This window comes from Polaromonas sp. P1_E3, from assembly GCF_056405935.1.
Map to the genome: position 1 here is coordinate 19,537 of NZ_JBFUBD010000025.1, position 10,276 is coordinate 29,812.

General features: G+C 61.1%; 9 protein-coding genes. 8 read left to right on the forward strand and 1 reads right to left on the reverse strand.

Annotated elements, in window-relative coordinates; genetic code table 11:
* The first annotated feature begins 62 nt into the window (after positions 1 to 62).
* The 8 genes from AC1D0Z_RS06410 to AC1D0Z_RS06445 all read left to right on the forward strand — a co-directional run bounded on the left by AC1D0Z_RS06410 (position 63) and on the right by AC1D0Z_RS06445 (position 9,619).
* Complete coding sequence (locus tag AC1D0Z_RS06410; RefSeq protein ID WP_477657405.1) at positions 63 to 1,040, forward strand: ABC transporter permease; 978 nt, start codon at positions 63 to 65, stop codon at positions 1,038 to 1,040.
* Positions 1,041 to 1,110: 70 nt separating this feature from the next.
* Positions 1,111 to 2,694, forward strand: a complete 1,584-nt coding sequence (locus AC1D0Z_RS06415; protein ID WP_477657406.1) for an ABC transporter substrate-binding protein — start codon at positions 1,111 to 1,113, stop codon at positions 2,692 to 2,694.
* A gap of 142 nt (positions 2,695 to 2,836) precedes the next feature.
* On the forward strand, positions 2,837 to 3,754 hold the full coding sequence (locus AC1D0Z_RS06420; protein WP_477657407.1) for an ABC transporter permease: 918 nt from the start codon (positions 2,837 to 2,839) through the stop codon (positions 3,752 to 3,754).
* Positions 3,755 to 3,766: 12 nt separating this feature from the next.
* A complete protein-coding gene (locus AC1D0Z_RS06425) occupies positions 3,767 to 4,744 on the forward strand; it encodes an ABC transporter ATP-binding protein (protein ID WP_477657408.1) in 978 nt (325 codons plus the stop codon).
* Entirely contained in the window at positions 4,741 to 5,856 is a 1,116-nt protein-coding gene (locus tag AC1D0Z_RS06430) for an ABC transporter ATP-binding protein (RefSeq protein ID WP_477657409.1), read from the forward strand. The genes AC1D0Z_RS06425 and AC1D0Z_RS06430 overlap by 4 nt, the downstream gene beginning before the upstream one ends.
* Positions 5,857 to 5,911: 55 nt before the next feature.
* Positions 5,912 to 7,120 carry a M20 aminoacylase family protein gene (locus AC1D0Z_RS06435; RefSeq protein WP_477657410.1) on the forward strand — a complete coding sequence of 403 codons (1,209 nt, stop codon included), beginning with the start codon at positions 5,912 to 5,914 and terminating at the stop codon, positions 7,118 to 7,120.
* A 213-nt stretch (positions 7,121 to 7,333) separates the two neighbouring features.
* On the forward strand, positions 7,334 to 9,094 hold the full coding sequence (locus AC1D0Z_RS06440; RefSeq protein WP_477657411.1) for an ATP-binding protein: 1,761 nt from the start codon (positions 7,334 to 7,336) through the stop codon (positions 9,092 to 9,094).
* A 159-nt stretch (positions 9,095 to 9,253) separates the two neighbouring features.
* Positions 9,254 to 9,619 (forward strand): response regulator, encoded by a 366-nt coding sequence (locus tag AC1D0Z_RS06445; protein ID WP_477657412.1) that lies wholly within the window; start codon positions 9,254 to 9,256, stop codon positions 9,617 to 9,619.
* 2 nt (positions 9,620 to 9,621) lie between these two features.
* On the opposite strand, the gene AC1D0Z_RS06450 is transcribed toward AC1D0Z_RS06445, so the two are convergent.
* Positions 9,622 to 10,158 (reverse strand): DUF1415 domain-containing protein, encoded by a 537-nt coding sequence (locus AC1D0Z_RS06450; protein WP_477657413.1) that lies wholly within the window; start codon positions 10,156 to 10,158, stop codon positions 9,622 to 9,624.
* Between the last annotated feature and the right edge of the window lie 118 nt (positions 10,159 to 10,276).

Sequence of the window (10,276 nt, forward strand, 5' to 3'; positions counted from 1 at the left end):
AACCCCTGTGTCGGCACGACTGTTGCTCTGCTAGTATCGTCCGACACTTTTTCTCCTGGCCGATGCTTGCTTTTATTCTGCGCCGCCTGATCCAGGCCGCGATCGTGATGGTCGTGGTCGCCTTGATTGCCTTCATGCTCTTCCAGCATGTCGGCGACCCGGTGGTGTTCCTTCTGGGGCAGGACGCCACACCGGCGCAGATCAGCCAGCTGCGCACCGACCTCGGCCTGGACCGCTCCTTCGTTGTCCAGTTCTGGCATTTCCTTGTCAACGCCGCACAGGGCGAATTCGGCCTCAGCTTGCGCCAGGGCGCCAAGGTGTCGCGCCTGATTTCCGAACGGTTTCCCGCGACGCTGGAGCTGGCGCTGGTGGCGGCTTTCATGGCCTTGCTGATCGGCATCCCGATGGGGGTGTATTCGGCGCTGCGCCGCGGCTCTTTCATGAGCCAGGTGTTCATGACCGTGTCCCTGCTGGGCGTGTCACTGCCGACATTCCTCATCGGCATCCTGCTGATCCTGGTGTTTGCCGTGGGCCTGGGCTGGTTCCCGAGTTTTGGGCGGGGTGAGACAGTCCAGATCGGCTGGTGGACCACCGGCCTGCTTACTGCGAAGGGCTGGCATCACATCGTGCTGCCGGCCGTGACGCTGGCCGTCTTTCAGCTCACGCTGATCATGCGGCTGGTGCGCGCCGAGATGCTGGAGGTGCTCCGCACCGACTACATCAAGTTCGCGCGGGCCCGGGGCCTGTCCGACCGGACCATTCACTTTGGCCATGCCTTGCGCAACACGCTGGTGCCGGTGATGACCATTACCGGCCTGCAGTTGGGCGGGTTGATCGCCTTTGCCATCATCACCGAAACCGTCTTTCAGTGGCCCGGCATGGGCCTGTTGTTTATCCAGGCAGTGACCTTTGCCGACATTCCTGTCATGGCCGCTTACCTGTGCCTCATTGCGCTGATTTTTGTGGTCATCAACCTGGTCGTCGACCTGCTCTACTTTGCAGTGGACCCCAGGCTGCGCATCGGCAATTCCGCCCACTAGCGGTATTTCACGCTCACTGTTTTAGCCCGCAACGTCCTCATCCCTTCCCAGTTTCCATAAGGAGTTCCTGATGAAATTCAAGCCTAACCTGCTTTCAGCTGCCATGCTGTGCACTCTCGCTACCGTCAGTTTTTCCGCCTCGGCGCAAACCCTGCGGGTCGCCAACCAGGGCGACGCGCTGTCCATGGATCCGCATTCATTCAATGAGTCGCTGCAGCTCAGCGTGACAGGCAATGCGTTCGAAGGGCTGGTCATTCGCAACAAGGATCTGAGTTTGGCGCCTGGCCTGGCAACCGCCTGGAAGCAGACCTCACCCAATGTGTGGCGCTTCGAGCTCCGCAAGGGCGTGCAGTTTCATGACGGCACTCCGTTCACCGCCGATGACGTGATGTTCAGCATCAACCGCACGCAGGCTGAAGGCTCCGACATGAAGAGCTACACCAACGACCTCAAGGAAGTGCGCAAGATCAACGACCACACCGTGGAAATCGAGACCAAGACGCCCTTCCCCATCCTGCCCGAAGTGCTGTCACTGGTTTACATCATGAGCAAGAAGTGGTGTGAAACCAACCAGGCGACCAGACCGGTTGACCGCCGGAAAGGCATCGAAAACGCCGCCTCCTTCCGCGCCAACGGCACCGGTCCCTACCGCGTGCGTGAGCGCCAGCCCAATGTGCGGACCACTTTTGTCCGCAACGGCAATTACTGGGGCAAGATTGAAGGCAACGTCCAGGAAGTGGTCTACACACCAATCGGCAATGACGCCACGCGGGTGGCTGCGTTGCTCTCCGGTGAAGTCGACGTGATGGAACCCGTGCCGGTGCAGGATATTGACCGCGTCAACAGCGGCGCCAGCACCCGCGTCCAGGCAGGCCCTGAGCTGCGTACCATTTTCCTGGGCATGGACCAAAAGCGCGACGAACTGCTCTATTCGAATGTGAAGGGAAAAAACCCGTTCAAGGACAAGCGCGTGCGCCAGGCCGTCTACCAGGCCATCGACATTGAAGGCATCAAGAAAACGGTGATGCGCGGTGGCGCCAACCCGACGGCGCTGCTGATCGGCCCCGGCATCAACGGCTTTCAGGCCGACCAGAACAAGCGCCTGCCCTACGATCCCGAGGCTGCCAAAAAACTCCTGGCTGAAGCCGGTTACCCCAACGGTTTTGAAGTGGCCATGAACTGCCCCAACGACCGCTACGTGAACGACAGCCGGATTTGCCAGGCAGTGGCAGCCAACCTCTCCCGCATTAACGTCAAGATCAACCTGCAGGCTGAAACCAAGGGCACCTATTTCCCGAAGATCCTGCGCCGTGACACCAGCTTTTACATGCTGGGCTGGACACCGGGCACCTATGACGCCCACAACGCGCTGAACGCGCTGGTCGCCTGCGTCGACGACAAAGGCGCCGGCCAGTTCAACCTGGGCGCGTATTGCAACCCGAAGGTGGACGAGCTGACCAAAAAAATCCAGTCCGAAACCGACAAAGCCAAGCGCAATGCCATGATTAAAGAAGCGTTCGAAATCCACGGGGCAGACGTTGGACACATTCCGCTGCATCAGCAATCGCTGGCCTGGGGCATGAACAAGAAGGTTGAGCTGGTCCAGCTGGCCGATAACTTCATGTTCTTCAAATGGATGACCGTTAAAAAATAAGCACCCCCCTGTTGCCTTTTCGCTTCGCGTAACGGCCTCTCCCCTACAGGGGAGAACAGCTGCGGCCCGGCAAAGCCGGTTCCGCGCTGTTGCTGGCACAGACTTCGCTTCGCTCTCCACAGGATATACGGACTGATTTTTAATGAAGACAACTCTTGTGCGCTGGCTGGACGGTGATGTCGGCTATAGCTTTCGCCACTCTCCGGTGGCAATCGCTGCGGCGGGTATTGCGCTGGTCTGCATCTTTTGCTCGGTGTTCGCCGGCTGGGTGGCGCCTCATGACCCGTTCGACCTGAGCACGCTGGAGCTCAGTGATGCCCGCCTGCCGCCGGCCTGGAGTCCACAAGGCAGTACGAAATACCTGCTGGGCACCGATGACCAGGGGCGTGATATTTTGTCGGCGCTGATGTACGGCGCGCGCATTTCCCTGGTGGTCGGGGTTGCGTCCGTCATTCTTTCCACGCTGGTGGGTGTCTCACTGGGACTGCTGGCGGGCTTTCGCGGCGGCTGGATCGATTCGGCCCTGATGCGGGTTTGTGACGTGATGTCGTCTTTTCCGCCCATCCTGGTCGCACTGCTGATTGCCGGTGTTGGCCGTGCAGTGTTTCCTGATGCGAGCCAGCTGCTTGCCATGGGCGTGCTGATCCTGTCTATTTCGATGGGTCAGTCAGGCTGGGTGCAGTATGCGCGTACGGTGCGTGGCTCCACCATGGTGGAGCGCAGCAAGGAATATGTGCAGGCCGCACGCGTCACGGGCGTGGCGCCCTTGCGCATCATGCGGCGCCATGTACTGCCCAATGTGATGGGGCCGGTGCTGGTGCTGGCAACCATCCAGGTGGCGACCGCCATCATCACTGAGGCCACCCTCTCCTTCCTGGGCGTGGGTGCGCCACCCACCTCGCCATCGCTGGGTACGCTGATCCGCGTCGGCAACGACTACCTGTTCTCGGGCGAGTGGTGGATCACCGTGTTCCCGGGCCTGATGCTGGTGTTGATCGCGCTGAGCGTGAATCTTCTTGGTGACTGGCTGCGTGACGCGTTGAATCCCCGGCTAAGGTAACCCAGACAAACCATGAGTCTTTTACAAATCAGGAATCTGGTGGTCGAGTTTCCCGGCCGGCACGGTACGCTGCGCGCGCTGGACGACATCTCGTTTGACATCGCTCCCGGCGAAATCCTTGGCGTTGTGGGTGAATCGGGTGCGGGCAAGTCGCTGACCGGCGCGGCCATCATCGGACTGCTGGAGCCGCCCGGGCGCGTGGCAGGCGGCCAGATACTGCTCGAAGGCGAGCGCATCGACAACCTTTCCCAGGAGCGCATGCGCCACATCCGGGGGCGCAAGATTGGCGCGATCTTCCAGGACCCGCTGACGTCGTTAAACCCGCTCTACACCATAGGCCGCCAGCTGGCAGAGACTATCCAGGCTCATTTGCCTGTCAGCGCAAGGGAAGCGCGGGCGCGTGCCATCGAGCTGTTGAACGACACAGGAATTCCTGCTGCCGCGCAGCGCATGGACCACTATCCACACCAATTTTCGGGTGGCATGCGCCAGCGCGTGGTGATCGCCCTGGCGCTCGCGGCCGAACCCAAGCTGATCGTGGCTGACGAGCCGACCACCGCGCTCGACGTGTCCATCCAGGCGCAAATCATCGCCTTGCTCAAAAGCATCTGCAGGCAGCGCGGTGCAGCCGTCATGCTGATCACCCATGACATGGGCGTGATCGCCGAGACCTGTGACCGGGTAGCCGTGCTGTACGCCGGGCGGGTTGCCGAAATCGGGCCCGTGCACCAGGTGATCAACCAACCGTCGCATCCCTATACCGCCGGCCTCATGGCCGCGATTCCCGACGTGGCGGTCGAGCGCGACCGCCTCTACCAGATCGATGGCGCCATGCCCCGCCTGAACGCCATTCCCCAAGGCTGCGCGTTCAACCCGCGCTGCCCCAAGGTTTTTGACCGCTGCCGCCAGGAACGGCCCGACCTGATGCCGGCTGGCACCACGCGAGCGGCCTGCTGGTTGCACGATGCGCATGCGCAGGTGACGGCATGAGTGACATTTCAAAAACGTCCCAAGTTGGCGCGAGAGAATTTTCCGCCGGGCCGCCCCAAGGAAAATTAGCCCCTGAGGAAGCTGCAAGGGGCAGCGAAAAAATTCGCGAAGCGGCAAGTACGGGGGCCCTGGTTCAAGCACGCGACCTGGCCAAAACCTTTGACGTCTCACCCCCCTGGCTCAACCGCGTGATCGAACGCAAGCCCCGCCTGCTGCTCAAAGCCGTGGACGGAATCAGTTTCGACATCGAGAGAGGCACGACGCTAGCGCTGGTCGGCGAATCAGGCTGCGGCAAAAGCACCGTAGCCCGCCTTCTGGTGGGTCTCTATGAGCCGACGCGGGGTGGGCTGACCTTTGACGGCCAGGATGCGCACGCCGCGTTCAGGACGCCGCAGGGCCGCCAATTGCGTAGGCGCATTCAGATGATTTTTCAGGACCCGTATGCCAGCCTGAACCCCCGATGGACGGTGGAAGACATCATTGCCGAGCCGCTGCGAGAGCACGGCATCCTGAATGACAGCGCAGCCTTGAAAGAGCGCACAGGCGAGCTGCTGAGGTCGGTGGGCCTGTCTGCGCTGGACATGCCCCGGTACCCGCACCAGTTTTCGGGGGGGCAGCGCCAGCGTATATCGATTGCACGCGCCCTGGCTACGGAGCCCGAGTTTCTGGTGTGCGACGAGCCGACCTCTGCGCTGGATGTCAGCGTGCAGGCACAGGTGCTCAACATCATGAAAGACCTGCAGCGAAAGCGCGGCCTGACTTATCTTTTCATCTCGCACAACCTCGCAGTGGTCCGCCACGTGAGCGACCGGGTCGGCGTGATGTATCTGGGCCGCCTCGTGGAACTGGCGGACAAACGCAGTCTTTTTGACAGCCCGCGCCATCCCTACACGCGCATGCTGCTGGACGCCATCCCCAAAATGCACGACACCGGCCGGGCACGCACCCCGGTCTCGGGTGAAGTGCCTAACCCGCTGAACCCGCCCGCTGGCTGCGCCTTTCATCCGCGGTGCCCGCACGCAGACGCACGTTGCAGCAGCGAACGCCCGCAACTCATCACCGTCAACCAGGTGCATGTGGCATGCCACGCCGTACAAGAGGGTCGAATTTGAGTTTCCTGCAGGACCGGCCCGGTCTGGTTAACATCTTTTTTTAAGGGAAATTGTCATGAAAATCATTGACTCCATCCTGGCAGAAACTGCCGAAATCGCCGCCGTTCGACGGGACATCCATGCACATCCCGAGCTCTGCTTTCAGGAAGTGCGCACCGCGGACGTCGTGGCAAAAAAACTCGAATCCTGGGGTATTCCCGTTCATCGGGGCATGGGAACCACCGGTGTAGTGGGTATCGTGCAGGGTCGCGACGGCGGAGCCTGTGGCCGTGCCGTGGGCCTGCGCGCCGACATGGACGCGCTTCCGATGCAGGAATTCAACAAGTTTTCTCATGCCAGCAAGCACGCGGGCAAGATGCACGCCTGCGGCCACGACGGCCACACCGCCATGTTGCTGGCCGCGGCGCATCACCTTGCCAAAAACCGGAACTTTGAAGGCACGGTCTATCTGATCTTCCAGCCGGCCGAGGAAGGCGGCGGCGGCGCACGCGAGATGATCAAGGACGGGCTGTTCGAGAAATTCCCCGTGGAAGCGGTCTTCGGCATGCATAACTGGCCGGGGGCGCCCGTTGGCACTTTCGCCGTCAGTGCAGGGCCCGTGATGGCTTCGAGCAACGAATTCAAGATCACCATACGCGGCAAGGGGAGCCACGCCGCCATGCCGCACAACGGCATAGACCCGGTGCCGGTAGCCTGCCAGATGGTGCAGGGCTTTCAGACCRTCATCAGCCGCAACAAGAAACCGGTGGACGCGGGCGTGATCTCGGTGACGATGATCCATGCCGGCGAAGCAACCAACGTGGTGCCCGATTTTTGTGAACTGCAGGGCACTGTGCGCACCTTCAGCATCGAGGTGCTGGACCTGATCGAAAAACGCATGCAAGAAGTGGCTGAACACACCTGCGCCGCATTTGAGGCACGCTGTGAATTTACTTTCACGCGCAATTACCCACCCACCATCAACAGCCCCGCTGAAGCCGATTTTGCCCGGCAGGTGATGAAAGACATCGTGGGCGAAGGCAATGTGCTGGCGCAGGAGCCTACCATGGGTGCCGAAGACTTCGCCTACATGCTGCAGGCCAAGCCGGGTGCCTACTGTTTTATTTCGAACGGAGACGGCGCGCACCGCGAGATGGGCCACGGCGAGGGACCTTGCACGCTGCACAACCCGAGTTATGACTTCAACGACGACCTGATCCCCCTGGGCGGAACCTACTGGGTGCAGCTGGCCACGCGCTGGTTGGGCGCAACGGCAAAGGGCTGAACATTGGCGCTGTAAAGGTGCCGAGGGTTTGCACGTATTCTTCAGGCCGAATGCCCAGAGCAGCGCTGTGCGTACATAAGGGCCAGAAAATAAATCCAGCCACAGGGAAAACGCCACAATACCGGCGAGGGGAAGTCCGGACCAAAGCCGCATAATGAAACCCAGGCGCAGCCATCACGGCGGCCACCTTCCACGGAACACCCAAGCCGCGCCATGCCGTCCGACGCCGACCTGCCACTCCAGCTCAAGCAGCTGCAACAGCAATACGGGGCGTTGGAGGCCAAGTACCGGGATTTGCAGCTAGAGAAGCAAAAGCAGGAAACTTCCGCCAACCTGTGGCTGGAACAACGCACCCGGGAACTGCAGGCTGAAGCGCGGGAACAGAAAAAGGCCGAAACGCTTCAGCGCGTGTTCTACCGCATTGCCGAACGGGCGGCAGCCGACCTGTCCTTCTACGATTTCCTGCAGTCTGTTCACGGGTTGCTGGGCGAGTTGCTGTATGCGAAGAATTGCTATGTGTGCCTCTACGATGCGCAGAAACACCGCAAGGATTTTCCGTATTACGTGGACGAACGCGATGGTGATGCGCTGCAACTGAGCAACGTGCCCTACCGCCAGGGACTGACCGAGTTTGTCCTGAGCACCGGCAAACCGCAAATTATTGACGCCACGCGCCTGAAAGTGCTGGAAGCCGCCGGCGATGTGACGGAAGGCAGCGGTGACATGACTTTCAGCTCCTGGCTGGGCGTGCCCATGCACATACGCGGCACCATAGGCGGTGTGCTGGCGGTGCAGGGCTACGAGCCGGGCGTGGCCTACAGCGACACGGACGCCGATATTCTGTCTTTTGTGGCCAATCACGTCAGCAGTGCTATCGAGCGCTATCAGGCACTGGATGAATTGCGCAAGTCGGAAGAGCGTTACCGCACAGTGATTGAAAACGTCGGGGTCGGCGTGGTGGTGGTGCAGGACGGGCGCATGGTGTTCGCCAACCCCAGCCTGGAACGCATTGTGGGCCATCCGCGCGAATACCTGTTGTCGCAGCCGTACACCGCCACGGTCCACCCCGAAGACCTGCCGGTGATGCGCGAGCGCCACGAGCGCCGTCTGCGCGGCGACGATGTGGATTCAATGTACGGCTTTCGCGTGATTACGCAGACCGGCGAGGTGCGTTCGCTGGAGCTTTCTGCGGTCCAGATCGAATGGGGCAAGCGCGAAGCGACGCTGATCTTCGTGGTGGACGCCACGGCCCGCCTGCAGGCCGAGCTGACGCAGCGCCAGACCCTTCAGCGGCAGACCGAACTTAACGACATGAAATCGCGTTTCATCTCGGTGGCCTCGCATGAATTTCGTACGCCGCTGGCGTTCATCCTGTCGTCGGCCGAACTCCTCAAGCACTACGGCGACCGCCTGCCCGAGCCTGAAAAAGCCGACGTCATCGCCACCATAGAAACCGGCGTACAGCGCATGACCCAGATGCTGGACCGTGTGTTGTTGCTGGGCAAGGTGGAGGCGCAGATGCTGGCGTTCCAGCCCGCGCAGATCAACCTGCAACTGCTTTGCCAGGACCTGGTGGAGGATGCACGCATCCAGCATTCGGAAACTGGCTGCGAACTGGCCCTGGAATTCGAGGCTCCCCACGTCGGGCTTTTTGATGAAAAGCTGCTGCGCCATATTTTCGGTAATTTGCTGTCCAACGCCATCAAGTATTCGCCGCAGGGCGGGAAAGTTGCCTTCCGCGTGTTTTCCTCGGAAGGGGGCGTCGCTTTCGAGGTGGCAGACCAGGGCATTGGCATTCCGGCCGAAGAACTTCCCCACCTGTTCGAATGGTTTCACCGGGCCAGCAACGTCGGCGAGATCCAGGGCACGGGCCTGGGGCTGGCCATCGTCAAGAACTCCGTCGATCTGCACGGCGGCCGGATCGAGGTTGCCAGCATCGTGGGCGAGGGTACACGCTTTACCGTGACGATCTGAGGCCGCGAAGCCCGGTTTCGGGAGCGACAGATTGGGGAAACCGGGGCGAGGCGATAAGATGGGCTACCAGACTGGCGCGCGGCAAACTCCGCCGGCTGGCGTCAGGGAGAACATCCGCCCCTCCAACAATGACAGCGGGGCCTTCAACGCGAAAGAAAAATGGCGCGCATTCTGGTGATTGAAGATGAATCCCACATACGGGACAACCTGCTGCGCTTCGTCCGGCTGGAGGGCCATGAAGGCCTTGCGGCAGCGGACGGCAGCGCTGGCCTTCAGCTGGCGAGGGAACAGCAGCCGGACCTGATTTTTTGCGACGTGATGATGCCGCAGATGAACGGCATGGAAGTGCTGGCCGCGCTTCAGGCCGACCCGGCGCTCAGGCAGGTACCCTTTGTGTTTCTGTCAGCCAGTGCGGAATCGGAGCGGCTGGAAGAAGCGCTGCGCCTGGGCGCCAGTGGCTATGTGACCAAGCCTTTTAATTTTGCGCAGCTGCATGCCATGCTCAGGCAGCACTTACCCAAATAGCGCTACAAGCCTAGCGCTTTCCACCCGGCGTGGCCGAGTTTTTCCAGTGTGGCAATGTTCTGCTCGAAGATGGCTTCAGCCTCGGGAAACGCTTCGACAGCGCGCTCAACGCTTTCCTCGCGCAACAAATGCAGCATGGCGAATGGCGCGCGATTGGTGTAGTTGCCGATGTCGTCGGGTTCAGTGCCGTCAAACTGGAATTGCGGATGAAAACTGGCCAGCTGGACTACGCCATCCAGGCCGTGCTCGTCCACCACGCCTTCGGCAATCTCCAAAAAGTCATTGAAGTCCAGGAAATCGTCGAACAGCGTGGGATGGATCAGCAGCGTGGTGTCGACCTCTTCGGCAGGCGTTGCTACCAGCAGATCCAGTTCGCGGTCCAGTTCCTCCAGCAGGTCATCCGCATGGCGAGCCTGGCTCACCACCAGCCGCACCTGGTTCTTGACGTAGACCGCCTTGGCAAACGGGCACAGGTTGAGGCCGATCACGGCTTTTTCGAGCCAGTGGCGGGTTTGGGTCAGGACTTCATCGTCGGTCATCACGATCTCCGGAACACTTTTCTTTGCCAGCAGGGGCCGCGGAACCGGCTTTGCCGGGCCGCAGGCGCAGCGCCCCCACGGGGGGCAGCGCATTACACGAAGTGAAAAGCGTGGGGGC